Genomic DNA, 22,090 nt, shown 5'->3' on the forward strand with positions numbered 1-22,090 from the left:
TTTGCGAATTTGCGGCAAGCACGCGAAACAGGCTCAAAAGGAGGGCGTCATGCCGGTGAGGGTCGAGAAGAACGGTGCGGTCTGGACGGTGATCCATTCCCGCCTCGAGGCGCGCAACGCGATGGACGTGGAACACGCCCGCGCGCTTTACGCGGCGTTTCTGGAGTTCGAGTCGGATGACAGCGCCGCGGTGGCCGTGTTCTGGGGCGAGGGCGGGGCCTTCTGTGCGGGCTGGGATCTCACGCAGGTCGCGGCACTGGCCGGGGACGACGCCTGGGCGGCGCTCGATTTCGCCGAAGAGGGGCACGTGATCGGCCCGATGGGGCCGTCGCGGCTCGACCTTTCCAAGCCGGTGATCGCGGCCATCGAGGGGCCGGCGGTGGCGGGCGGGATGGAACTTGCCGTCTGGGCCGACATGCGCGTGATGGGGCATGGGGCCTTCATGGGCGTTTATTGCCGCCGCTGGGGCGTGCCGCTCATCGACGGGGGCACGGTGCGCCTGCCCCGGCTGGTGGGCGAGGGGCGTGCGATGGACATGATCCTGACCGGGCGCAAGGTGACTGCGGAAGAGGCATTGCGTATCGGGCTTTGCGAATACGTGGTGCCCGACGGCACGGCGCGCGACCGGGCCGAGGAACTCGCCCACCAGATCGCCCGTTTCCCACAGGGCTGCCTGCGCGCCGACCGTGCCTCGACCCGCGCACAGGCGGGCCTGGATCAGCGCACCGCCCTGCGCCAGGAATGGGAGGGCAGCAAGGGCATGGTTCAGGCCGAGGGCGCCAAGGGGGCCGCGCGCTTTGCCGGGGGCAAGGGGCGACATGGGGATTTCGGCGACATCTGATTGCGTGTAAGCCCGTGCGATACCGCGCGAAAGGCCGCCCCACATGGATTCGCAACTCGACATCTTCCTTGCCACCGCCCCGGGGCTTGAGCCTGCCTTGCGCGACGAGGCCCAAGAGGCTGGGTTCGAAGCCCCGCGCGTGGTGCCCGGCGGAGTGGAAACGCGCGGTGGCTGGGCCGAGGTCTGGCGCGCAAACCTTGTCCTGCGCGGGGCGGGGCGGGTGCTGGTGCGGGTGGGGGCCTTTCGCGCCATGCACCTTGCACAGCTCGACAAGCGCGCGCGCAAGTTCGACTGGGCCGCGTTCCTGCGCCCGGATGTGCCGGTGCGGGTCGAGGCGACCTGCCACAAGTCCCGCATCTATCACGACCGCGCGGCCGCCCAACGCATCGAACGCGCCATATCCGAAACGCTGGGCGCGCCGGTCTCGCCCACGGCCGCCCTGCGGGTGATGGTGCGGATCGAGGATGACCTTTGCACGATGAGCCTCGACAGTTCGGGCGAGCCGCTGCACCGGCGCGGCCACAAGCAGGCGGTGGGCAAGGCGCCGATGCGCGAGACATTGGCGGCGCTTTTCCTGCAGCAATGCGGGTTCACGGGTGCGGAACCGGTGCTCGACCCGATGTGCGGTTCGGGCACCTTTGTCATCGAGGCCGCCGAGATCGCGGCCGGTCTGCCCCCGGGCCGCGACCGGGACTTTGCCTTCATGCAATTCGCAAATCATGATCCGGCGGGCTATGCCGCGTTCAGGGCCGAGGCACTGGCCCGGGTCGAGGCACCCGCACCGATGTTTCACGGCTTCGACCGCGACCAGGGCGCGATCCGCATGGCCACGCAGAATGCCGAGCGGGCGGGCGTGGCCGGTCTCACCCGCTTTGACTGCCAACCCATCGCCGATCTTGCGCGCCCCGACGGCCCGCCCGGCCTGATGATCGTGAACCCGCCCTATGGTGCGCGGATCGGCAACAAGAAGCTGCTTTACGCGCTTTACGCCGCGCTGGGCAAGGTCGCGCAAGAGCGCCTGACAGGCTGGCGCGTGGGGCTGGTGACGAGTGAGACCGGATTGGCCAGTGCCACCGGTCTGCCCTTCGGGGCCCCGGGGCCGCATGTCGCCCATGGCGGGCTCAAGGTGCGGCTGTGGCAGACTGGCCCGCTTTCCTGATATGTTACAGATGACCGAATAAATTTAGACTTAAAGTAACAAAAGGCTTGCTCCGAATCGCATTCGCACATATCACCGACCATGCGGTCGGGTATTGGGAGATATCCCGCCGCATCCCGGTTTGCCGTAACGAAATCGGGTGCGAGGTCGGAAACGCGCGGGTGTTTCATGCGAGATCGTGGCAAGATCGGCAGGACACACCATTCGAGGAGGAACCATGCCAGACGCTTTCATCTGCGATGCCACCCGCACGCCCATCGGCCGCTATGGTGGCGCGCTGTCGTCGATCCGCACCGACGATCTTGCCGCCCATCCCATCGCCGCGCTGATGGCGCGCAATCCGGATGTGGACTGGTCCAGCCTCGATGACGTGATTTATGGCTGTGCCAACCAGGCGGGCGAGGACAATCGCAACGTGGCGCGCATGGCCTTGCTTCTGGCCGGTCTGCCGGTCGACGTGCCCGGCGCCACGATCAACCGGCTTTGCGCCTCGGGGCTTGATGCGGTGGGCACCGTGTCGCGGGCGATCCGGGCGGGCGACTACGACATGGCGATTGCCGGCGGCGTCGAATCCATGTCGCGCGCGCCTTTCGTGATGCCCAAGGCCGAAACCGCCTTTTCCCGCGCCAATGCAGTCTATGACACCACCATCGGCTGGCGTTTCGTCAATCCGAAGATGAAGGCGCAATACGGCATCGATTCCATGCCCCAGACCGCCGACAACGTGGCCGCCGACTACCACATCAGCCGCGAGGACCAGGACACCTTTGCCGCCCGCAGCCAGGCGCGCTGGGACGCGGCGCAAAAGGCCGGTGTCTTTGCCGATGAAATCACCCCGGTCGAGGTGCCGCAGCGCAAGGGCGATCCCGTTCTGGTCGATACAGACGAACACCCCCGTCCCGGCACCGATGCGGCCAGGCTGGCCAGGCTCAAGGGCGTGAACGACCCCGAGCTCAGCGTGACCGCGGGCAATGCAAGCGGTGTCAATGACGGTGCGGCGGCGATGCTGATCGCGAGCGAGGCTGCGGCGGCCAAGCACGGCCTTGCCCCCATGGCGCGCATCGTCGCGATGTCGGCGGCCGGAGTCGAGCCGCGGGTGATGGGCATCGGCCCCGTGCCTGCCAGCCAGAAGGTGCTGAGCCGCGCCGGTCTCAACATCGGCGAAATGGATGTGATAGAATTGAACGAGGCTTTCGCGGCCCAGGGGCTTGCCACGCTGCGTGCCCTTGGCGTTCCCGACGACGCCCCCCATGTGAATCCCAATGGCGGGGCCATCGCCATTGGCCACCCGCTGGGCATGTCGGGGGCGCGCATGGCGCTCTCGGCGGCCTATCAATTGAAACGCACGGGCGGGCGCTATGCGCTTTGCACAATGTGCGTGGGCGTGGGCCAAGGGGCCGCGCTCATCCTTGAACGCGTCTGAGGGAGGATCCCGACATGTATGCACAGATGATCAAGACCGCCGGAACCGGGGTGAAGCCCCGCGAAGAGATGACGCCCGAAGAGGCGGCGTTTCAGGACAAGATCGACGCCGATATCAAGATCGAGCCCAAGGACTGGATGCCCGACGATTACCGCGCCACGCTCATCCGCCAGATCGGACAGCACGCGCATTCCGAGATCGTCGGCCAACTGCCCGAAGGCAACTGGATCACCCGCGCACCCACGCTGGAGCGCAAGGCGATCCTGCTGGCCAAGGTGCAGGACGAGGCGGGCCATGGGCTCTATCTCTATTGCGCGGCCGAAACGCTGGGCGTTTCGCGGGACGAGTTGACTGATGACCTGCTCTCGGGGCGGATGAAATACTCCTCGATCTTCAATTATCCCACGCTCAACTGGGCCGATATCGGCGCGGTGGGCTGGCTGGTTGATGGTGCCGCGATCATGAATCAGGTGCCGCTTCAGCGCACCTCCTATGGCCCCTATTCCCGCGCGATGATCCGCATCTGCAAGGAAGAGAGCTTTCACCAGCGCCAGGGCTACGACATCATGATGAAGATGGCCCAGGGCACCGAAGCGCAGCGACGCATGGCGCAGGATGCGCTCAACCGGTTCTGGTATCCTTCGCTGATGATGTTCGGCCCCTCGGACAATGAAAGCGTGCATTCGGCGCAATCCATGGCGTGGAAGATCAAGATCGACAGCAATGACGAGCTGCGCCAGCGTTTCGTCGACCAGACCGTGCCGCAGGCCGAATACCTCGGCCTGAGCATCCCCGATGACAAGCTCAAGTGGAACGAGGAGCGCGGTCACTACGATTTCTCGGAACCCGACTGGACCGAGTTCTTCAATGTCCTCAAGGGCAAGGGCCCCTGCAACACCGAGCGCATGAACGATCGCAAGCGCGCCTGGGAAGAGGGTGCGTGGGTGCGCGACGGGCTGATGGCCCATGCTCAGAAACGGGCCGCCCGCAAGGTCGCGGCGGAATAAGGAGACCGGCAGATGAAAAACGAATGGCCCCTGTGGGAAGTCTTCATCCGCGGTCAGCATGGCCTGTCGCACCGTCATGTCGGTTCGCTCCACGCGCCCGACGCGGAAATGGCCGTCAAGAACGCGCGCGACGTCTATACCCGCCGCAACGAGGGTGTGAGCATCTGGGTGGTCGAGGCGCGCCATATCACCGCGACCAACCCCGGCGACAAGGGCCCGATGTTCGAGCCGTCGGAATCCAAGATCTATCGCCACCCGACCTTTTTCGACATTCCCGATGACGTGGGGGCGATGTGATGGCGACCAGGGACAACTCCGGCGATCTCTTCGAATTCCTGCTGCGTATGGGCGACAACACCCTAATCCTCGGGCATCGCGTGTCCGAATGGTGCGGCCATTCGCCGGTTCTGGAAGAGGATATCGCGCTGGCCAATACCGCGCTTGACCTCATCGGCCAGACCCAGCTCTGGCTCGGCCTTGCCGGCGAGGTCGAGGGGCAGGGCCGTAGCGCCGACGATCTGGCCTTCCTGCGCGACGCCTGGGATTTCCGCAACGTGCTCATGGTGGAGCTGCCCAACGGCGATTTCGGGCAGACCCTGATGCGGCAATTCCTGTTCGACGCGTGGCAGGAGCTGATGCTCGACGCGCTCAAGGGGTCAAGTGATGCGCGCGTTGCCGAGATCGCCGCCAAGGCTGCGAAAGAGGTCGCCTATCACGTCGAACGCTCGGGCGACACGGTGATCGGGCTGGGCGACGGGACCGAGGAAAGCCATGCACGGATGCAGGCGGCACTCGATTACCTTTACCCTTACGTGGGCGAGATGTTCGAAAGCGATGCCGTGGATGCGGCCGTGGCCAAGGCCGGCATCGCCCCCGACCCGGCCAGCCTGCGAGACGCCTATGACGCGAAACTGTCCGCCGTGATGAGCGAGGCGACGCTGACGATTCCTGACGACCGCTTCGCCCATAACGGTGGGCGCACGGGGCGGATGCATACCGAACACCTGGGCCATATCCTGACATCCATGCAATGGTTGCAACGTGCCTATCCGGGGGCGAACTGGTAAACCCATGGCCGCCTCGGTGGAACAGATATGGGAATGGCTCGACCAGGTGCCCGATCCCGAGATCCCGGTGATCTCTCTCGTCGACCTGGGCATCATCCGGGGTGTCGAATGGCAGGGTGACACGCTTCGGGTCACCGTAACGCCGACCTATTCGGGCTGTCCTGCGACCTCGGTCATCAATTTCGAGATCGAAAAGGCCCTGCGCAGCCATGGCATCGAGAAGCTGGAGTTGAAACGCCAGCTGTCGCCGCCCTGGACCACCGACTGGCTCACCGAAACGGGGCGCGAAAAACTCGAGAAATACGGCATCGCCCCGCCACAGCCCGCGGGCGGGCCGCAACGCTGCCCGCATTGCGGCGGGATCCATCTCGAACGGATCTCGCAATTCGGCTCGACCCCTTGCAAGGCGCAATGGCGCTGCAAGGACTGTCTTGAGCCCTTCGACTATTTCAAGTGTATCTGAGGAGACCGCGAATGGCGCGATTCCACGATCTCAAGATTACCGATATCCACCACACGATCCGCGATGCGGTGGTCCTGACCCTTGAACCCGACGACCCGGCGGCCTTCGACTTCATCCAGGGCCAATACCTGACCTTCCGCCGCGATTTCGACGGCGAAGAGCTGCGCCGCTCCTATTCGATCTGCTCGGGCCGGCACGAAGGCAAGCTCCAGGTCGGGATCAAGCGGGTCGAGGGCGGGGCCTTCTCGAATTTCGCCAACGAGGAATTGAAGGTCGGCGACACGTTGCAGGCGATGGAACCGATGGGCGGGTTCCACACGCCGCTCGACCCTTCCAACGCGAAGAATTATCTCGGTTTCGCGGGGGGCTCGGGCATCACGCCGGTGCTGTCGATCGTGAAAACCACCCTCGCCACCGAGCCGCGATCGACATTCACGCTCGTTTACGCCAACAAGGGCGTCGCCAGCATCATGTTCCGCGAGGAACTGGAGGACCTGAAAAACCAGTATCTTGGCCGGCTTTCGGTGATCCATGTCCTGGAACAGGACGCGCAGGAGATCGACCTATTCACCGGCATGGTGACCGAAGAAAAATGCGCGCAGCTCTTCCGCACATGGATCGACGTCGAAAGCGTCGATACCGCCTTCATCTGTGGCCCCGAGCCGATGATGCTTGGCATCGCCAGGGCGCTGCGCGATCACGGCCTTGACGACGCTCAGATCAAGTTCGAGCTTTTCGCCAGCGCCCAGCCCGGCCGCCTCAAAAGCAAGGTGGTCTCGAAGCAGGCGGGCAAGCAGGCCAACCAGGCCGAGGTCGCGATCACGCTTGACGGGGCGACCCAGACCATCACCACCGCCAAGGACATGACCATTCTCGACGCCGCGCGGCAGAACGCGATGGATGCGCCCTTTGCCTGCACGGCGGGGGTCTGCTCGACCTGCCGCTGCCGGGTGATCGAGGGCGAGGTCGAGATGGTCGCCAACCATGCGCTCGAGGATTACGAGGTCGAGAAGGGATACGTGCTGTCGTGCCAGTCCTTCCCCGTCACCGACCGCGTCGTCGTAGATTATGACCAGTGAGGGCCGGGAAATGGATGACATGAGCCTCAAGGACTATCTTGCCGAAGGCGGGATGCTGACCAGCCCCGCCAACGTGCCGCCGCGCTACCGTGCCGAGTTGCTGAAGCTGATGGCCACCTTCGTCGATTCTGAACTGGCCGGCGCCGCGGGCTTTGCCGACACGATCAATCGCGGCCCCGGAATCAAGGAACGGATCGCCGCTGCCAAGATCGTGCTGGAAAAGACCGACAATGCCGACAAGGTTTTGAAAATCATGGGTGATTTCGGTGCGGATGAGGTGCGCTATGCCAATCATCACCCTTGGACCGCGCGGCTTGACCGTGATGCCGACATCGGCACCCGGCGCGTTGAACATGACATGCGGCTTGCCGTCTTCAACTACCCGCTTGAGGGCTGGGGCGACGCGGTGGTGATGAACCTGCTGATGGGGCAGGCCGTGGGCGTGCAGATGGGCGAATTCGTCAAGGTGAGCTATCAGCCGCTGGCCGAGGCGTTCCGCGACATCGCCCCGGTCGAGGCGCGCCATGCGGAACTTGCCCATGAAGGGATCGGACGCCTGATCGCCGAAGGCCAGAGCGACCAGCTTCAGGCCAGCGTGGACTACTGGTGGCCCCGCGTGGCGGCCAGTTTCGGCATCGGCAATCCCGACCGGTTCGAGGCGCTGCGAGAGATGGGCCTGCGACACACACCCAATGCCGAGTTGAAATCGGCATGGCAGGCGCGCGCCGGCGACACGCTGTCGCAACTGGGACTCAAAGCCGCATAGCCCAGGACCGAATTCCGTGCGGGAATTCGGTCAGGTATCTGCCTCAGATCCACATCGGCGGACGCGGGCGTCAGTCGCTCCAGCCGCCCAGCCCGACCCCGAAATCAACGCCCTTGGCGCCGAAATCATAGCCCAGGCTGACGTCGCCATAGACATCGTCGTCAAGATAGGCAGCGCCGATATTGGGCCGCACGCTCTGCGACCCGAGCTTGTAGTCGAGTCCGAGCGAAACCGCGCCTTCGTTCGGCTCATCGTCGGAAAATACACGTGCGCCGACGGCAACGTCGCTCGAGCCGCCGCCAAAGACATAGGAAATGCCGAAGCCGAAGGACGGATCGGCCTGCAGGGCAGGCGCAGAAATAGCCAGTGCCAGACCGCTGGCAACCACGATGCGTTTCATGACTGTTCTCCTCTCCCGGGTCGGTCGCTTCACGCGACCAGTGTGGCTTTAACATAGGAAATCCTCTCCACGCGTGCCACTCACACGGCAACAAATCGCGCATCGGGGCGATCACACTGTCTTGAGCCCGCCCAGCGTCAGGTTGCTCACCAGCGTGGCATATTCGCGCCGCGCCGCCTCGTTGGCCTGGCTGTTCCACATGTAGAACCAGTTCAGCATCCCGAACACCGACATGGTGGCGGCGCGCAGCTTGGCGGGTTGCCCGTCGAACCGCTCGGGCGCGATCCGCGCGAGGATTGCCGCCATGTGACCCACCATGTCGCGCTGATAGGATCGCAGGATCTTCTGCTGATCCTCGGGCAGGGCCGAAAGGCCGCTGGCCTGTACCCGGTGCTCGTCATCCGCGCCCTGGTAGGCCATCAGGATTTCCAGCACGGTCTTGCGCAGCGCCTCTTCGGGCGGCCCGTCACCCGGCCGGATCGCGCAGATCCGGTCGCGCAGCTGGCTCAGGTAATTGTCGAGCAGGTCGAAGAGCAGCGCGTCCTTGCTGTCATAGTAGTGGTAGATATTGGCCTTCGAGATCCCGCATTCGCGCGCCAGCATCGCCATCGACGCCCGGTCGAACCCCTGGTCGGCAAAGACCCTGGCTGCCGACTTGAGGATCTGCGCGCGCTTCTCCCCGTGATCTTTTGCAATCGTTCGCGCCAAGGGATCACTCCTTCGGGCGGTTGTCGACCACGCGCCGCGCCTTGCCCTGGCTGCGCTCGACCCTGCCTTCGGGGTGGATTTCGATCTTCGTGGAAATGCCGACAACCGACTTGATGTGATGCGCCAACTCGCGGGCCGAGGCGGCGCGGGCCTCGTCGTCGGCCTGATCGGGGGTGCATTCGGCATGGACGATCATCGCGTCCATGCGCTCCTTGCGGATCAGTTCGATCTGGAAATGCGGGGCAAGGCCCGCGCATTTCATGATCTGCTCCTCGATCTGGGTGGGGAACACGTTGACGCCGCGCAGGATGATCATGTCGTCCGAACGTCCGGTGATCTTTTCCATCCGCCGCATCGAGCGCGCCGTGCCGGGCAGGAGCCGCGTGAGATCGCGGGTGCGATAGCGGATCATCGGCAGACCTTCCTTGGTCAGCGTGGTAAAGACCAGCTCGCCCATTTCGCCGTCCTCGACCACCTCGCCGGTTTCGGGGTTGATGATCTCGGGAAGGAAATGATCCTCCCAGATATGCAGGCCGTCCTTGGTTTCGACGCATTCATTCGCCACGCCCGGCCCCATCACCTCGGAAAGGCCATAGATGTCGACCGCATGCATGTCGAACGCCTGCTCGACCTCGCCGCGCATCGCGTTGGTCCAGGGTTCGGCGCCAAAGATCCCCACGTCGAGCGAACATGCGCGCGGGTCGATCCCCTGTCGCTGGAACTCCTCGAGGATGTTGAGCATGTAGGACGGGGTCACCATGATGGTGCCGGGCTCGAAATCCTGGATCAGCGTGACCTGCCGCTCGGTCATCCCGCCCGAGATCGGCACCACCGTGCAGCCCAGTTTCTCGGCCCCGTAATGCGCGCCCAGACCCCCGGTGAAAAGCCCGTAACCATAGGCCACGTGCACGATGTCGCCGGGTCGCGTCCCGCTCGCGCGCATCGAGCGCGCCACGAGGCTGGCCCAGGTGTCGATGTCCTTCTCGGTATAGCCCACGACCGTCGGCTTGCCGGTCGTGCCCGAAGAGGCATGCACCCGGATAATGCGCTCGCGCGGCACCGCAAACAGGCCAAAGGGGTAATTGTCGCGCAGGTCGGTCTTGGTGGTGAAGGGAAACTTCGCCAGGTCCGCAAGAGTCTTGAGGTCGTCGGGATGCACCCCCGCCGCGTCGAACCGCTCGCGATACATCGGCACGTTGTCATAGGCGTGGCGAAGCGACCATTTCAGACGCTCAAGCTGAAGCCCGCGGATCTCGTCGATCGAGGCCACCTCGATCGGGTCGAGATCGGATTTGTTCGGCGTCAGGTCTTTCATGGCATATTCCTCTTATTCTTCGAACAACTGGCCCTTGATCGCGCGCGAGAATCCGCGAAACTCGGCGATCACCGTGCCGTCCTCCTTGGTCACCTTGATGTCATAGATGCCGCTGCGCCCCTGCAACGACAATTCCACCGCCTCGGCGCGCAGCCGGTCGCCCGCGCGCCCGGGCGCGAGATAGGAGATCAAGTTGTGCTGCGCCACCGTGGCCTGGTTGCGGCTGTTGCAGGCAAAGGCAAACGCGCTGTCGGCCAGCGCAAAGGTCACGCCGCCATGACAGATGCCATGCCCGTTGCAATGATGCGCGGCCACGGTCAGTTCCAGGATCGCGCGGCCTTCGTCGATCTCGGTGATCTCCATGCCGAACCACTTGCTGGCATTGTCATCCGCCCACATCGCTGCGGCGGATTTCTCGGCGCGTTCCTTCGGGGTCATTTGCCCTTGAACTCCGGTTTACGCTTGTCGAGGAATGCACCCACGCCCTCGGCGTAATCGGCGCTTTCGCCGCATTCCTTCATGAAACGCGCTTCGAGGTCGAGCTGCGCATCGAGCGTGTTGACATGCGCGGCTTCGATTGCCTGTTTGGTCCGGGCGTATCCAAGCGTCGGCCCGTTGGACAGTGACTCCGCCAGCGCGCGCGCATCGTCCAGAAGCGCATCATCCGGCAGCGCCTTCCAGATCAGCCCCCATTCGGCCGCCTGTGCGGCGGGCAGGGGCTCGGCCGTCATCGCCAGCGCCTTGGCCCGCGCCTCGCCCAGAAGGCGGGTAAGGTGCCAACTTCCGCCGGTATCGGGGATCAGGCCGACCTTGGAAAACGACTGGATGAATTTCGCGCTCTCGCCCGCCAGCACGATGTCGCAGGCCAGCGCCACCGACGATCCCGCACCCGCCGCCACGCCGTTGACCGCGCAGATGACGGGCATTTCCAACGACCGGATCAGGCGCACCAGCGGCGCCCAGAAATCGCGGACCGTGGCCCCGAGATCGGGTGGGCCGTCCATCATGCGCGGATCACGGTCGCCCAGGTCCTGTCCGGCGCAAAACCCGCGCCCCGCACCGGTCAGCAGAACCGCGCGCTTGCCATCGTCGCGCGCCCATTCCAGCGCCACGCGCAGCGCGTGATGCATTTCCTCGTTGAAGGAATTGAGCTTGTCCGGACGGTTCAGCGTGATTTCGGCCCAGGTGCCGTTGTCGCCGATCAGAATCGTGTCGCTCATGCGTCCCTCCCCTCGCGTCTCCTCGGTTGCGAAGCTTGCATAAACCGAACGGTTGGTCAATAAAAGAGGCGAGACCACCGACCCCGGTCGGCAATGGGGGCCAGCCCCCGGGGCGCAGGATGAAGGGGGAGAACGATGAGCATCCAGCAGATCAAGAGTTTCGTGGCCGGGGACTGGCTTGCCCCGGGCCAGGGCGCGCGGCCCATCGCCAGCGCGATCACGGGCGCGGTCATGGCCGAGGCGGGCAACGACGCGCTCGATGCAGCCGCCATGCTGGCCCATGCGCGCGAACATGGCGGCCCTGCGCTGCGCGCGATGACATTTCATGAGCGCGCGAAAATGCTCAAGGCACTTGCGCTCTACCTTGGTGAGCGCAAGCAGGCGCTTTACGATATTTCCTTCGACACCGGCGCGACGCAATCCGACCACCTGATCGACATCGACGGCGGCATCGGCACGCTTTTCGTGTTTGCCTCAAAGGGGCGGCGCGAACTGCCCGATGCGCAGATCTTTCTCGATGGCGGGCTGGAACAGCTTGGCCGCGAGGGGCGATTCCTCGGGCAGCATGTCTGCACCCCGCTGCAAGGCGTGGCGGTGCATATCAACGCCTTCAACTTCCCGGTCTGGGGGATGCTGGAGAAACTCGCGCCGAGCTTTCTGGCGGGTGTGCCGGCGATCGTGAAGCCGGCGACCTCGACCTGTTATGTCACCGAAATGGCGGTGCGAATGATGCTGGAAAGCGGCATCCTGCCCGAAGGCGCGCTGCAATTCGTGGCCGGGGGTCTCGGCGACATGCTCGACCACCTGGGCGCGCAGGACGTGGTGGCCTTTACCGGGTCGGCCGACACCGCGCTCAAGCTGCGGGGGCATCCGAACCTGCTGTCGAACTCGGTGCGTTTCGCCGCCGAACAGGACAGCCTCAACGCCTCGATCCTGGGGCCGGATGTCACGCCCGACACGCCCGAGTTCGACCTTTTCGTCAAGGAGGTCATTCGCGAGATGACCGCCAAGGCCGGTCAGAAATGCACCGCCATCCGCCGGATCATCGCGCCGCAATCGCTGGTCCAGCCGGTGATCGAAGCCGTCAGCGCAAGGCTGGCAACAACCGTGATCGGCGATCCGCGCGATTCGGCCACGCGCATGGGCGCCCTGGTTTCCGAGGCCCAGCGCGCCGATGTTCTGGCCAAGGCCGCGTTGATCGGCGCCGAGGCCGAGCGCGTCTTTGGCGACCCCGGCGTGCTCCCGATGAGCGGGCAGGGCGGGTTCGTCTCGCCGCTGCTTTTCCATTGTGCCGATCCCGACGCGGCGCAACGCGTGCATGACACCGAAGCCTTCGGCCCGGTCGCGACCGTGATGGGCTATCGCGATCTTGACCACGCGGTCACGCTGGCCAATCGCGGGGGCGGTAGCCTTGTCACCTCGCTTGTCACCCGTGACGGTGATGCGGCACGGCAGGTGGTGCTGGGGGCAGGCGCCTGGCACGGGCGCATCTATATCAACAACGCCGACTCGATGAAGGAAAGCACCGGCCATGGCAGCCCCATGCCGCACATGGTGCATGGCGGTCCGGGCCGCGCGGGCGGCGGCGAGGAACTGGGTGGCATCCGCGGCGTCATGCACTACATGCAGCGCACCGCCGTCCAGGGCAGCCCCGACATCCTCACAGCCATCGGTGGGCGTTGGGTGCCCGGCGCGCATGAGATCAAGGGCCCGGCGCATCCCTTTACCCGCCGCTACGGCGAATTGTCGATCGGCGAGACGCTGCACACCGCGTCGCGCGAGATCACCCTCGACGATATCGAGCATTTTGCCCATTTCACCGGCGACACCTTCTATGCCCACATGGACGAGGACGCCGCGGCGCGGAACCCGTTCTTCCCTGGTCGGGTTGCGCATGGTTACCTGCTGCTTTCCTTCGCCGCGGGGCTTTTCGTCGAGCCGAACGAAGGCCCGGTGCTGGCCAATACGGGGCTCGATAGCTTGCGTTTCATGAAACCGGTGCAGGCGGGCGACAGCATCCGCGTGCGCCTGACGGTCAAGGCCAAGACCCCGCGTGGCCCCGAATATGGCGAGGTACGCTGGCACGTGACGCTGTTCAACCAGGACGATGAAACCGTCGCGGAATACGAGCTTCTGACGATGAACGCGTTCTGAACCATGTCACGTGCTTTCGGTCGTGCTATGAAGGGGTATGGACAGATTGCCACTTGATCGCTCGCCCGTGATGAGTGCGTTGCTTGAATGCGGCACGCTCAAGACCTGGTCCGTGATCGTGACCATTCTCGGCGATCTGGCGGCGGCCCCCGATGCGCATGTGCCCGGCCCCGTGCTTTCGGCCCTCACCGACCGGATGGGCTTGCGGGCGCAGGCGATGCGCGTGGCGCTGCACCGGCTGCGCCGCGACGGCTGGATCAGCTCGTCGCGCGACGGGCGCGCCTCGCGCTACGCGCTCACCGATCATGGCCTCGCGCTGACACTCTCGGTCTCGGATCAGGTCTATGGCGCGGCGCCACCGGTGCCGCGTGGCTGGCGCATCGTGCTGGCCCCGTCGGGCGAGGCGATGTCGGCGCTCGATCACCCGGCCGCCATCGTGATCGCGCCGCGCGTGGCACTCTTGCCCGATCCGGCGGGGGACGATGGAACCGAGGCCGCACCCGCGCCGCTTCTGGCCTGGGAGGTGACGCCCGGTGTCGTGCCGGACTGGCTGACGGCAACGCTGGCCCCGCCCGATATCATCCAGGCCTATGCCCGCCTGACCCGCGCGCTCAACCTGGCCGCCGAGGCGCCGCTGCCGGCGGGCCCCGTCGATCGCACCGCGCTGCGGATTCTGGCGCTGCACCAATGGCGTCGGCTGGTGCTGCGGCATGGCCCGGGGCACGAGGCGTTGATGGGGGCGGACTGGCCGGGGGCAAAGGCGCGGTCCGGTATTGCCCGGGTGATGGAGAGGATTCCGCGCCCCGATCCCCGCTCGCTTGCCGAAACGCTTTGAAGCCGGCGCCAACGACCGGCCTTGCATGGTCCAGTTGCGCCCGGGCCGGATCCGCCGTTCCGGTTCAGCGCACCATGGCCTATCCGCGCGGCATCTTGAGGATCACCTCGCGGCCGCGCTTCTGATACCGAAGCTCGGTCTCGCCAATGGCCTGTACCTGGCCACCATCGAGCCGGTCACCCACCTTGACCTTCTGGTAGCGTCCGTTCGACATGCGCACCAGCGCGCGCCGCGAACTGGGCTTGCCATAGACCCCGATGAGATTGACCTGGCGCATTTTCAACTGATTGCGAATGGTCGCGGCCTTGGCGACGCTCGATGTCGTAGGGTTCGACGGGGTCACGGATTGCTGCTGGGGCACCGCTGCGGCGACCTGCGTGGTCTCTTGTGACTCGGCTTCCTGCGCGCGCTCGACCAGGCGGGAAAAGCCACTCGGGCGGGGCGCGGGTTTGGGCGATTCCGCCACTGCCTGCTCGGTTGCGGTGATCTCGGCCGCTTCGGTGATCTCGGCGAAATCCTTCTCGGGCCGAAGCTGTGGGCGTACACGTGCGACTTCGGCCCAGGTGGTCCCGCCCATGTTGCGCCGTTCGTTGTCCTCGATCAGGTCTTCGGGCCGTGGCCGTGGCCGCACCTCTGCCAGTTCCGCACGCGCCGCGCGCGACTCGTCTGTCTCGGGCTCGACGGCCTCGGGGTCGCGCTCGGGCACGTCCCCGGGCACCGCCTCGGGCGCCCCGCGGTACACGAGGAAGCCCCCGGGGCTGAGCGTGCCGTCTTCGCTGGCGACCGCCAGGCCGCGCTCGTCGAGATCAAAGCGCGTACCCCTTGGAAAGGGAGCGGCAGGCGGCGCCATCGCTTCATCGGTCTGCAGCGCGACAAGCTCGGGGAGCGCCACCGCGTCATGCTCTTCGACGCGCGGGTCGATCGAGGCGACGTACAGGTCGTCGAGTGTCGCCTGTTCCATTTCGGACGGTGGATCTGGCGCACGCAACCACACCCCCGTCACCGCATAGCGCGTCTGGGCCTCGTCCGGTGTCATGGCGCGCGGTGCTTGCGGTTCGGCACGCGCGGGCGGCGCCTCCGCCTCCTCTGGCAGGATCTCCAGCGCGGCGGTGCGCACGTCTTCGGCCGGCACTTCGTCCTGCGCCTGGTCTTGCACCTGATCCTCGGGACGGGTCGGCACCATGGCCTCGTCGCCCTCGACACTGAATTCGTCAACGCTGTCTGCGGGCAATGTTGCAACGGCATTTTCGCGCGGGGCGAAAAAACGCGACAAACCGTCATCCACGAAGATCGACGCCCATGCCGCGACCCCGGCAAGAAACAGCAACAATGCCGCCGTCATGATCAGGCCCAGATACCGTGGTTTGCCGCCGGTCGATGCCTGTTTGGCGCGCGCGCCCTGTCGCGCGCCAAAGATCGTCATTCGTTCCTTTTCGCTGGCGACGTCTGTGGCGGCATCGGGCAAGGCGCCGTGATGCACCTCGTCCTGCGCCGTTGGCGATGTGTCACCACCCGGCTCGGGAGCCGAACCGCCGGGTTGGTCTTGCTTGTCGAAAAATGACAATCGGCCCGCGCGGCCCTGCGCGCCCGCTGGCGCAGCAAGCGGTTCCCGGTCGGGCAGATCCTCGGGCGCCGCGGGAATCCCCGCGCCCGCTGCGTCGGATCGCGCGGCAAGCGGGTCCGGCGCGGAGTCCTGCGCGGCCTCTGCGGTCTCCTGCCCCTCGGGGGCTGTTGCTGTCCCGACGGGGGGCGCGGCCCTCGCCGGCGTGGGTTCGCTGTCGGGCGCGATCGGGATCGTCGGGGCGCTGAGGTCATCGGGAACAGGGCGTCGCACCCCGGACAATCCGGGCAAAGAGCGACCTGCATCCCCTGCATCGTCGCGCCGGGCGCGGATGGTCGTGAAGGCCGGTATCGCATCCGGCACAGTGTTGTCCGCGGGTTTGTCCTCGGGCGCATCGGATGGCTGTGGCGCCGCATGTGAATCCGGAGCGGGTGGGGCCGCCGCCGCGTCCTCTGCCGAGGGTGCCTGCGCAGGTGCGGGCCCCTCCGAAGCCTTCGTGCCGGCCGGTTCGGTTTCCGGGCCGGTCTCCTGCTCGTGCACCTCGCCCGGGTCGGGCGCGGCGTCCGGCTCCGGCGTGGCTTCGGCGTCGGGCTCCGGTATCCGCGCCACCCCGGTGACACGGATCGGCGCCATGTCGCGCTGCACCGTCTCACCCGCGGCCAGTAGGGTGCGCGAATGGGCGGTCTGTCCGAAAAACGGCTCGCCCGCGAATTGCCCCTCGGGCGGGTTGGCGACGAAACTCACAGGGCCGAACCCGTGCTCCATCGCGAATTGCTCGGCCTCGGTCAGGGTCTCGCGCGCAACCGCCGCGACCAAGGTCTTGTCGCCTTCGACCGACCAGTCGAACACCAGGTCCTTGACAGGATAGGGCGTCGCCCCGTCCAGCGCGGCACGGATGGCGTCGGCGCGCTCATCCTCGTCCGTCAGGCCGAGGTCGAGTGAAAGATATTTGATCTGCTCATCGGGGATGACCAGCTTGCTGGTCAGGTCCTCGCCGTTGATCTGGCGCGCGGTTTCACGCAGCACGGCCAGGGCCCCGGTCAGGTCCGAGGAATCGAGCGACACCTCGCCAACCCGGTTCCATCCGGGAAAGGCACGGTGCAACAGCGCGATGCCTTCAAATGACAGGGATAATGCAAAACTCGGTTTCATGGGCGGCGATCTAACATCCTTTGCCCGGTCACGGGAGTCCGAATAGGGCGCCTTGATATTATAGCAGCTTGCTGCCGAGTGAAAGGTGATCACATGCTCTGTTCACCGTTCGGTCGGGAAAGGTTTTCAGGGGAATGGCCAGTATCCTCCCCCCGGCAGCCGGATGGCAGCCGGGCGGCAGCCGGGAGTCACCCCCCGTTTTGGCCACGCTTCCGCCCGTCAACACAGGTTGACAGGCGGTTAACGCGGCTCAGGAATGGGCCTTTTCGAGCGCTTGTTCGAGATCCGCGATCAGGTCGTCCGCATTCTCGATCCCGATCGAGATTCGCACCACGCTCGGCCCTGCGCCCGCCGCCTCCTGCTGTTCCGGGCTCAGTTGCCGGTGGGTGGTCGAGGCCGAGTGAATCACAAGGCTGCGGGTGTCGCCCAGGTTGGCCACGTGGCTGAACAATTCGAGGTTGTCGACGAATTTGACGCAAGCCTCGTAACCGCCCTTGAGCGCGATGGTAAACAGCCCGCCCGCGCCCTTGGGGCAGATGCGTGCCACCCGGTCGTGATAGGGCGACGAGGGCAGGCCGGCATAGGTGACGGCATCGACATGTTTATTTTTTTCAAGCCATTGCGAGACGATCTTCGCGTTTTCGTTGTGGCGCTCCATACGCAATGAAAGCGTCTCTATCCCCATCAGCGTGTAATGTGCCGCCTGCGGGTTCAGCGTCATGCCCAGGTCGCGCAGCCCGACGGCGATGCCGTGAAAGGTAAAGGCCAGCGGGCCGAAGGTCTCGTGGAACTTGAGCCCGTGATAGGCCGGTTCCGGTTCGCTGAGCGATGGGAACTTGCCGCTGGCCGACCAGTCGAACGTGCCCGAATCCACGATGACGCCCCCCGTCACCGTGCCATTGCCGGTGAGGTATTTCGTCGCCGAATGCACCACGAGCGTCGCGCCGTGTTCGATCGGGCGGCAGAGATAGGGCGTCGCCGATGTATTATCCACGATCAGTGGGAGACCGGCGCCGTTGGCAACTTCAGCCACTGCATCAAGATCGGTGATGTAACCACCGGGATTCGCGATGCTTTCACAGAAAATAGCGCGGGTGTCATCGTCAATGGCGGCGGCGACGGCGTCGATGTCGTCGAAATCGATGAACTTCGCCGACCAGCCGAAACGCCTGATCGTCTGGCTGAACTGTGTGACCGTCCCGCCATAAAGCCGGGTCGAGGCGATCACGTTCTTGCCCGGCTCCATCAGCGGAAAGAGTGCCATGATCTGCGCCGCGTGCCCCGACGAGCAACAGACCGCGCCGGCCCCCCCTTCAAGTGCCGCAACGCGCTCTTGCAGCACGGCGACGGTCGGGTTGGTGAGGCGCGAATAGATGTAGCCCACCTCCTGGAGATTGAAGAGCGCCGCAGCGTGATCGGCATCGCGGAACACATATGCCGTGGTCTGGTAGATCGGCGTCTGCCGCGCCCCCGTTGCCGGATCGGGGCGCGCACCCGCATGGATCTGAAGCGTGTCGAAACCGTAAGCCATCAAAGGCCCTCCCTTGCGTTCATTCGCCACAGGATTAGGCCATTCGGCCGTGCCCGACAACTGGCCCCGCGGCGCAAAGACGGTTTTTGCCCGTCCCTCCCGTTCTGCCGGAACAATCGCGGTGCCAGAGGCGTGGAAGCCGAACGCCCGTTCTGGGTGTTAACGCATCCAGAACCCTTCGCGTTTAAGACGGTTGCGAATGGCCTGTTCGCGACGCGGCAGATCGTTCTGGTCGAAAAGGGCGCGCGCTTTCCGGCCGCGGTTTTGATAGACCATGCGCTTGATCGGTTCATATTGCTTGAGAACCTTCTTGATACGGTTCGGTGCGGCCACTTCCTCCAGCGCGGCGACGACGTGGTCGGCTTCGCGCGCGTAAAGCATCGGGAAAAGACGATAATGGCAACTCACCGCACCATCGAGATATCCTTCAGGCAGGGCATCCCGTCCCCCGCCGAGCGCGTGGATCACCAGCGGCAATGCGACCTGGTCAAGCCATGGGTCCATGACCTGCCCGATCAACTCGGGCGGGGGATCGTCGCGAATGGTCAGCGCATAGTCCAGGAACCTCTCGCCGAAGACGCGCGGACATTCGTAATAGAAGAAACCGGCATTGAAATAGAGATAGCGACGCCAGTATTCGTCAGGCTGCGACAGGTCGAGCGAGCTCGCATAATCGAGCCCGAACTTGTCATAAAGTGATTTCCAGATCTGCCCGTATCCAGGCCCGTATAGCTCGATTTTGGGCCATGTGCCCTCGCGCCGCAGCGACGCGCTCGGGCGGCAAAAATCGAACGGCACCTGCATCAGATCCCCGGTGATCAGTGTGTCAGTGTCGAAAAAGACGAACGGTTCGTCCTCGGGAAGCGCGGCGAGTGCCTCGATCTTGTTCCCATATGGGTAGGAGTCGCCGAAATAGTTGTTTTCAAAAGGTAATATCTCCGCTTCAAGCGCGTCGAGCAGGGCCAGCAGATCGCCATTACCAATCCGCGGGTCATGCTTCCAGGCTGGCCCGGGCTGTGGCTCGGCAATGAACAGCCGCCCTTGAAAATCCGGTGTGAAATGACGGAGCGAGGCTGCGAAAAGAAGGGCTTCGTATTGCAAACGGCCGTTCTGGCCGACAACCATCACGTTGAATGCTTTGCCTTGTTGCGGCTTTGCGGCCATCTTTTGAACTGCCCTTTGACTGCCCTGTCTCACTATAGGCGAGTGCGCCCGGCGGACAAAGAGCGATTGAATGATTTATCAAGTAAGGAGAGCGTCGTGCCCGTCCTGATCTTGCCCATGATCTCCAGGCTCGAGGCGCAGATCATCCAGGGCGAACCGATGCACGACACTGGAACAGCCCCTGGGCAAGGCAATCCCGATTTCCTGACCTCTGTCCGTCATGGCGTTAAGTGGTGGGCGACCTAGGAATCGAACCTAGCGTGCGTCTCCGCGAGGGAGTTACAGTCCCCTGCCACACCTTGCGGCCTGTCGCCCACTGTGACGGCGTGATTACTTGCCAGCCCCGGGGTCGTCAACAGGAAAATCCCGTGATAAGCGGCGTCAGAACAGCGGTATTTCAGAGGCGCGGATGAGAAAACCCGACTGGGTCATCGACAAGGAAAAAGCGCGCCGCGCGGCGGCGTCGGAAACTGTTTGGCTGTTCGGGCTCCACGCGGTGCGCGATGCGCTTCTGAACCTACATCGGGACAAGCTGCGCCTCGTTGTCACCCGGAATGCCGCTGACAAGCTGTCCGCCGCCATCGCCGAAAGCGGAATGTTGCCCGAGATATCCGACGCCCGCAAATTTGCGGCCCCGCTCGATCCGCAATCCGTGCATCAGGGGGCTGCGCTTGAGGTGAAACCGCTTGATTGGGGGCCGTTGGCGGAGCTGTGCATTGCCAGGGAGGGCCAGGTTCCGCGCGTGATATTGCTCGACCGAGTGACCGATCCGCATAACGTGGGCGCGATCCTGCGCTCGGCTGAAGTGTTCGGGGCGCTGGCCGTCATCGCCCCGCGCCACCATTCCGCGCCTGAAACCGGGGCACTCGCCAAGACTGCCAGCGGTGCCCTCGAACGCCAACCGTATCTGCGCGTGCGCAACCTTGCCCGGGCGATCGAAGAGCTTCGGGCGATGGGCTATCTGGTACTAGGACTTGACGGGGAGGCGGGCCAGACCGTCGAAGTGGCGCTGGAGGGGCATCGCGACCGGCCCGTGGCGCTCGTTCTGGGGGCCGAGGGACCGGGGCTAAGGCAAAAAACACGGGAATCCTGCGATGCGCTTGTCCGGATCGCGTTCTCCGGACCGTTCGGCTCTTTGAACGTCTCGAACGCGGCGGCGGTGGCACTCTATTCATCCCTGTCCCGTTAACGCCGTATTCACAGGTTTATTACATGCTCTTTTTATCATGTGGATCACACCTACATTTAAGCCGAGGGCAGGGAACGGAACTCCCGCCCTCTATTCACTGTCCCTCGTTCCGTGACTGGCGCCCGGTTTGTTCCGGGCGCTTTTTTTTCTGTCTGGCAAAGCGTATGCAGGTAACATGACCGAGTCGTATTCAGATGCGCATTTGCGCGACATTCTTTCCAGAACGAAGGTGATCGCCGTCGTTGGGGTCTCCATGAATGAAGTGCGACCAAGTTTCTACGTCGCGCGTTACCTGGACCTGAAGGGTTACACCGTGATTCCGGTCAACCCCGGCCATGCCGGCAAGACACTTTTCGGACAAACGGTGCGCGCTTCACTTTCCGAGATCGAGGAGCCGGTGGACATGGTGGATGTGTTTCGCCGTTCCGAACATGTGCCGCCCATCGTGGACGAGGCGCTGGACGCTTTCCCAAACCTCAAGACGATCTGGTTGCAGATCGGTGTCGAAAGCCCCGAAGCTGCGGAAACGGCCAGGGCGCGCGGAGTCGACGTGGTCATGAACCGGTGTCCCAAGATCGAATATCAGCGCTTGTTTGGCGAACTCAGGATGGGTGGCTTCAATACGGGCGTGATTTCATCGAAATTGTAGGGCAGAGGCTTGCCGCGCGCTTAATTCCGTGATGCCTTTTCGGCCAGCCCGCTCTGGCCCTGCCGTCGCGCAAGCTCATCCATGACCGAGGCAATTGAAACATCCCGCGATCTAAGCATGACCAGGAGGTGAAACAGCACATCAGCCGTTTCAGCGGTCAGTTTCTCCCGATCTCCCTTGACGGCCTCGATGATCGCCTCGATGGCTTCTTCACCGAATTTTTCTGCAACCTTCTCCGGGCCCTTGGCAAGAAGTTTCGCGGTCCAGCTTTCATCGGGCGAAAAAGATGCCCGCTCTGCAATGATCGTCTCAAGTTCCTCAAGTGTCATTCGAGCCTCATGGGAATGCCTGCATCGGCCATGTATTCCTTGGCCTGCCGGATCGTGTAGTCGCCGAAGTGAAAGATC

23 protein-coding genes and 1 tRNA gene are annotated in these 22,090 nt (G+C 64.4%); 14 read left to right on the top strand and 10 right to left on the bottom strand.

Features of this window, described 5'->3' with window-relative positions; genetic code table 11:
* The first annotated feature begins 49 nt into the window (after positions 1 to 49).
* The 9 genes from ACESL9_RS06855 to ACESL9_RS06895 all read left to right on the top strand — a co-directional run bounded on the left by ACESL9_RS06855 (position 50) and on the right by ACESL9_RS06895 (position 7,805).
* Complete coding sequence (locus tag ACESL9_RS06855; protein ID WP_372611157.1) at positions 50 to 841, top strand: crotonase/enoyl-CoA hydratase family protein; 792 nt, start codon at positions 50 to 52, stop codon at positions 839 to 841.
* Positions 842 to 884: 43 nt separating this feature from the next.
* Entirely contained in the window at positions 885 to 2,000 is a 1,116-nt protein-coding gene (locus ACESL9_RS06860; RefSeq protein WP_372674636.1) for a class I SAM-dependent RNA methyltransferase, read from the top strand.
* A 217-nt stretch (positions 2,001 to 2,217) separates the two neighbouring features.
* On the top strand, positions 2,218 to 3,423 hold the full coding sequence (gene pcaF / locus ACESL9_RS06865; RefSeq protein ID WP_372674637.1) for a 3-oxoadipyl-CoA thiolase: 1,206 nt from the start codon (positions 2,218 to 2,220) through the stop codon (positions 3,421 to 3,423).
* Between the two features lie 14 nt (positions 3,424 to 3,437).
* Positions 3,438 to 4,430 (top strand): 1,2-phenylacetyl-CoA epoxidase subunit PaaA, encoded by a 993-nt coding sequence (gene paaA / locus ACESL9_RS06870; protein ID WP_372611151.1) that lies wholly within the window; start codon positions 3,438 to 3,440, stop codon positions 4,428 to 4,430.
* A gap of 12 nt (positions 4,431 to 4,442) precedes the next feature.
* Complete coding sequence (paaB, locus tag ACESL9_RS06875; RefSeq protein WP_111363534.1) at positions 4,443 to 4,727, top strand: 1,2-phenylacetyl-CoA epoxidase subunit PaaB; 285 nt, start codon at positions 4,443 to 4,445, stop codon at positions 4,725 to 4,727.
* The gene (paaC, locus tag ACESL9_RS06880) at positions 4,727 to 5,497 is read left to right on the top strand and encodes a 1,2-phenylacetyl-CoA epoxidase subunit PaaC (protein ID WP_372611149.1); all 771 of its coding nucleotides are present in this window, start codon (positions 4,727 to 4,729) and stop codon (positions 5,495 to 5,497) included. Before paaB ends, paaC begins: the two co-directional genes overlap by 1 nt.
* A gap of 4 nt (positions 5,498 to 5,501) precedes the next feature.
* Entirely contained in the window at positions 5,502 to 5,960 is a 459-nt protein-coding gene (gene paaD / locus ACESL9_RS06885) for a 1,2-phenylacetyl-CoA epoxidase subunit PaaD (protein WP_372674638.1), read from the top strand.
* An 11-nt stretch (positions 5,961 to 5,971) separates the two neighbouring features.
* Positions 5,972 to 7,039 (top strand): 1,2-phenylacetyl-CoA epoxidase subunit PaaE, encoded by a 1,068-nt coding sequence (paaE, locus tag ACESL9_RS06890; protein ID WP_372611145.1) that lies wholly within the window; start codon positions 5,972 to 5,974, stop codon positions 7,037 to 7,039.
* A 10-nt stretch (positions 7,040 to 7,049) separates the two neighbouring features.
* On the top strand, positions 7,050 to 7,805 hold the full coding sequence (locus tag ACESL9_RS06895) for a Phenylacetic acid catabolic protein (protein WP_372611143.1): 756 nt from the start codon (positions 7,050 to 7,052) through the stop codon (positions 7,803 to 7,805).
* Between the two features lie 70 nt (positions 7,806 to 7,875).
* Here the strand turns inward: ACESL9_RS06895 and ACESL9_RS06900 are convergent, their stop codons facing one another.
* The 5 genes from ACESL9_RS06900 to paaG all read right to left on the bottom strand — a co-directional run bounded on the left by ACESL9_RS06900 (position 7,876) and on the right by paaG (position 11,448).
* Positions 7,876 to 8,205: a hypothetical protein gene (locus ACESL9_RS06900; RefSeq protein WP_372611141.1), complete on the bottom strand. Its 330-nt coding sequence runs from the start codon at positions 8,203 to 8,205 to the stop codon at positions 7,876 to 7,878.
* 111 nt (positions 8,206 to 8,316) lie between these two features.
* A complete protein-coding gene (locus ACESL9_RS06905; RefSeq protein WP_372611139.1) occupies positions 8,317 to 8,913 on the bottom strand; it encodes a TetR/AcrR family transcriptional regulator in 597 nt (198 codons plus the stop codon).
* 4 nt (positions 8,914 to 8,917) lie between these two features.
* Positions 8,918 to 10,228 (bottom strand): phenylacetate--CoA ligase PaaK, encoded by a 1,311-nt coding sequence (gene paaK / locus ACESL9_RS06910; protein WP_372611137.1) that lies wholly within the window; start codon positions 10,226 to 10,228, stop codon positions 8,918 to 8,920.
* Positions 10,229 to 10,240: 12 nt separating this feature from the next.
* Positions 10,241 to 10,666, bottom strand: a complete 426-nt coding sequence (paaI, locus tag ACESL9_RS06915) for a hydroxyphenylacetyl-CoA thioesterase PaaI (RefSeq protein WP_372611135.1) — start codon at positions 10,664 to 10,666, stop codon at positions 10,241 to 10,243.
* Positions 10,663 to 11,448 carry a 2-(1,2-epoxy-1,2-dihydrophenyl)acetyl-CoA isomerase PaaG gene (gene paaG / locus ACESL9_RS06920; RefSeq protein ID WP_372611133.1) on the bottom strand — a complete coding sequence of 262 codons (786 nt, stop codon included), beginning with the start codon at positions 11,446 to 11,448 and terminating at the stop codon, positions 10,663 to 10,665. Before paaG ends, paaI begins: the two co-directional genes overlap by 4 nt.
* Before the next feature lie 135 nt (positions 11,449 to 11,583).
* Between paaG and paaZ the strand changes: the two genes are divergently transcribed.
* Both paaZ and ACESL9_RS06930 read left to right on the top strand, forming a co-directional pair.
* Positions 11,584 to 13,602, top strand: a complete 2,019-nt coding sequence (gene paaZ, locus ACESL9_RS06925; RefSeq protein WP_372611131.1) for a phenylacetic acid degradation bifunctional protein PaaZ — start codon at positions 11,584 to 11,586, stop codon at positions 13,600 to 13,602.
* Positions 13,603 to 13,639: 37 nt separating this feature from the next.
* Complete coding sequence (locus tag ACESL9_RS06930) at positions 13,640 to 14,437, top strand: PaaX family transcriptional regulator C-terminal domain-containing protein (RefSeq protein WP_372674639.1); 798 nt, start codon at positions 13,640 to 13,642, stop codon at positions 14,435 to 14,437.
* Between the two features lie 79 nt (positions 14,438 to 14,516).
* Here ACESL9_RS06930 and ACESL9_RS06935 read toward each other — a convergent pair whose 3' ends face one another.
* The 3 genes from ACESL9_RS06935 to ACESL9_RS06945 all read right to left on the bottom strand — a co-directional run bounded on the left by ACESL9_RS06935 (position 14,517) and on the right by ACESL9_RS06945 (position 19,845).
* Positions 14,517 to 17,150, bottom strand: a complete 2,634-nt coding sequence (locus tag ACESL9_RS06935; RefSeq protein WP_372611127.1) for a hypothetical protein — start codon at positions 17,148 to 17,150, stop codon at positions 14,517 to 14,519.
* Positions 17,151 to 17,400: 250 nt separating this feature from the next.
* A complete protein-coding gene (locus ACESL9_RS06940) occupies positions 17,401 to 18,681 on the bottom strand; it encodes an O-acetylhomoserine aminocarboxypropyltransferase/cysteine synthase family protein (protein WP_372611125.1) in 1,281 nt (426 codons plus the stop codon).
* A gap of 159 nt (positions 18,682 to 18,840) precedes the next feature.
* A complete protein-coding gene (locus ACESL9_RS06945; protein ID WP_372674640.1) occupies positions 18,841 to 19,845 on the bottom strand; it encodes a hypothetical protein in 1,005 nt (334 codons plus the stop codon).
* A 96-nt stretch (positions 19,846 to 19,941) separates the two neighbouring features.
* On the opposite strand from ACESL9_RS06945, the gene ACESL9_RS06950 reads away from it, so the two are divergent.
* Complete coding sequence (locus tag ACESL9_RS06950) at positions 19,942 to 20,091, top strand: hypothetical protein (RefSeq protein WP_372674641.1); 150 nt, start codon at positions 19,942 to 19,944, stop codon at positions 20,089 to 20,091.
* Here ACESL9_RS06950 and ACESL9_RS06955 read toward each other — a convergent pair.
* Positions 20,077 to 20,160, bottom strand: a tRNA-Tyr gene (locus ACESL9_RS06955). The genes ACESL9_RS06950 and ACESL9_RS06955 overlap by 15 nt on opposite strands.
* A gap of 94 nt (positions 20,161 to 20,254) precedes the next feature.
* Here ACESL9_RS06955 and rlmB point away from each other — a divergent pair.
* Both rlmB and ACESL9_RS06965 read left to right on the top strand, forming a co-directional pair.
* A complete protein-coding gene (gene rlmB / locus ACESL9_RS06960) occupies positions 20,255 to 21,034 on the top strand; it encodes a 23S rRNA (guanosine(2251)-2'-O)-methyltransferase RlmB (protein WP_372674642.1) in 780 nt (259 codons plus the stop codon).
* A gap of 175 nt (positions 21,035 to 21,209) precedes the next feature.
* Entirely contained in the window at positions 21,210 to 21,683 is a 474-nt protein-coding gene (locus ACESL9_RS06965; protein WP_372611117.1) for a CoA-binding protein, read from the top strand.
* A gap of 20 nt (positions 21,684 to 21,703) precedes the next feature.
* Here ACESL9_RS06965 and ACESL9_RS06970 read toward each other — a convergent pair whose 3' ends face one another.
* On the bottom strand, positions 21,704 to 22,012 hold the full coding sequence (locus ACESL9_RS06970) for a phosphoribosyl-ATP diphosphatase (protein WP_372674643.1): 309 nt from the start codon (positions 22,010 to 22,012) through the stop codon (positions 21,704 to 21,706).
* Between the last annotated feature and the right edge of the window lie 78 nt (positions 22,013 to 22,090).

It is taken from the genome of Aquicoccus sp. (assembly GCF_041686535.1).
Lineage (GTDB): Bacteria > Pseudomonadota > Alphaproteobacteria > Rhodobacterales > Rhodobacteraceae > Aquicoccus.

Bases quoted from the DNA above. Each gene is read 5' to 3' on its own strand.
- ACESL9_RS06855 (WP_372611157.1), top strand. From the start codon at position 50: ATGCCGGTGAGGGTCGAGAAGAACGGTGCGGTCTGGACGGTGATCCAT.
- ACESL9_RS06860 (WP_372674636.1), top strand. From the start codon at position 885: ATGGATTCGCAACTCGACATCTTCCTTGCCACCGCCCCGGGGCTTGAG.
- pcaF (WP_372674637.1), top strand. From the start codon at position 2,218: ATGCCAGACGCTTTCATCTGCGATGCCACCCGCACGCCCATCGGCCGC.
- paaA (WP_372611151.1), top strand. From the start codon at position 3,438: ATGTATGCACAGATGATCAAGACCGCCGGAACCGGGGTGAAGCCCCGC.
- paaB (WP_111363534.1), top strand. From the start codon at position 4,443: ATGAAAAACGAATGGCCCCTGTGGGAAGTCTTCATCCGCGGTCAGCAT.
- paaC (WP_372611149.1), top strand. From the start codon at position 4,727: ATGGCGACCAGGGACAACTCCGGCGATCTCTTCGAATTCCTGCTGCGT.
- paaD (WP_372674638.1), top strand. From the start codon at position 5,502: ATGGCCGCCTCGGTGGAACAGATATGGGAATGGCTCGACCAGGTGCCC.
- paaE (WP_372611145.1), top strand. From the start codon at position 5,972: ATGGCGCGATTCCACGATCTCAAGATTACCGATATCCACCACACGATC.
- ACESL9_RS06895 (WP_372611143.1), top strand. From the start codon at position 7,050: ATGGATGACATGAGCCTCAAGGACTATCTTGCCGAAGGCGGGATGCTG.
- ACESL9_RS06900 (WP_372611141.1), bottom strand. From the start codon at position 8,205: ATGAAACGCATCGTGGTTGCCAGCGGTCTGGCACTGGCTATTTCTGCG.
- paaK (WP_372611137.1), bottom strand. From the start codon at position 10,228: ATGAAAGACCTGACGCCGAACAAATCCGATCTCGACCCGATCGAGGTG.
- paaI (WP_372611135.1), bottom strand. From the start codon at position 10,666: ATGACCCCGAAGGAACGCGCCGAGAAATCCGCCGCAGCGATGTGGGCG.
- paaG (WP_372611133.1), bottom strand. From the start codon at position 11,448: ATGAGCGACACGATTCTGATCGGCGACAACGGCACCTGGGCCGAAATC.
- paaZ (WP_372611131.1), top strand. From the start codon at position 11,584: ATGAGCATCCAGCAGATCAAGAGTTTCGTGGCCGGGGACTGGCTTGCC.
- ACESL9_RS06930 (WP_372674639.1), top strand. From the start codon at position 13,640: ATGGACAGATTGCCACTTGATCGCTCGCCCGTGATGAGTGCGTTGCTT.
- ACESL9_RS06935 (WP_372611127.1), bottom strand. From the start codon at position 17,150: ATGAAACCGAGTTTTGCATTATCCCTGTCATTTGAAGGCATCGCGCTG.
- ACESL9_RS06940 (WP_372611125.1), bottom strand. From the start codon at position 18,681: ATGGCTTACGGTTTCGACACGCTTCAGATCCATGCGGGTGCGCGCCCC.
- ACESL9_RS06945 (WP_372674640.1), bottom strand. From the start codon at position 19,845: ATGGCCGCAAAGCCGCAACAAGGCAAAGCATTCAACGTGATGGTTGTC.
- rlmB (WP_372674642.1), top strand. From the start codon at position 20,255: ATGAGAAAACCCGACTGGGTCATCGACAAGGAAAAAGCGCGCCGCGCG.
- ACESL9_RS06965 (WP_372611117.1), top strand. From the start codon at position 21,210: ATGACCGAGTCGTATTCAGATGCGCATTTGCGCGACATTCTTTCCAGA.
- ACESL9_RS06970 (WP_372674643.1), bottom strand. From the start codon at position 22,012: ATGACACTTGAGGAACTTGAGACGATCATTGCAGAGCGGGCATCTTTT.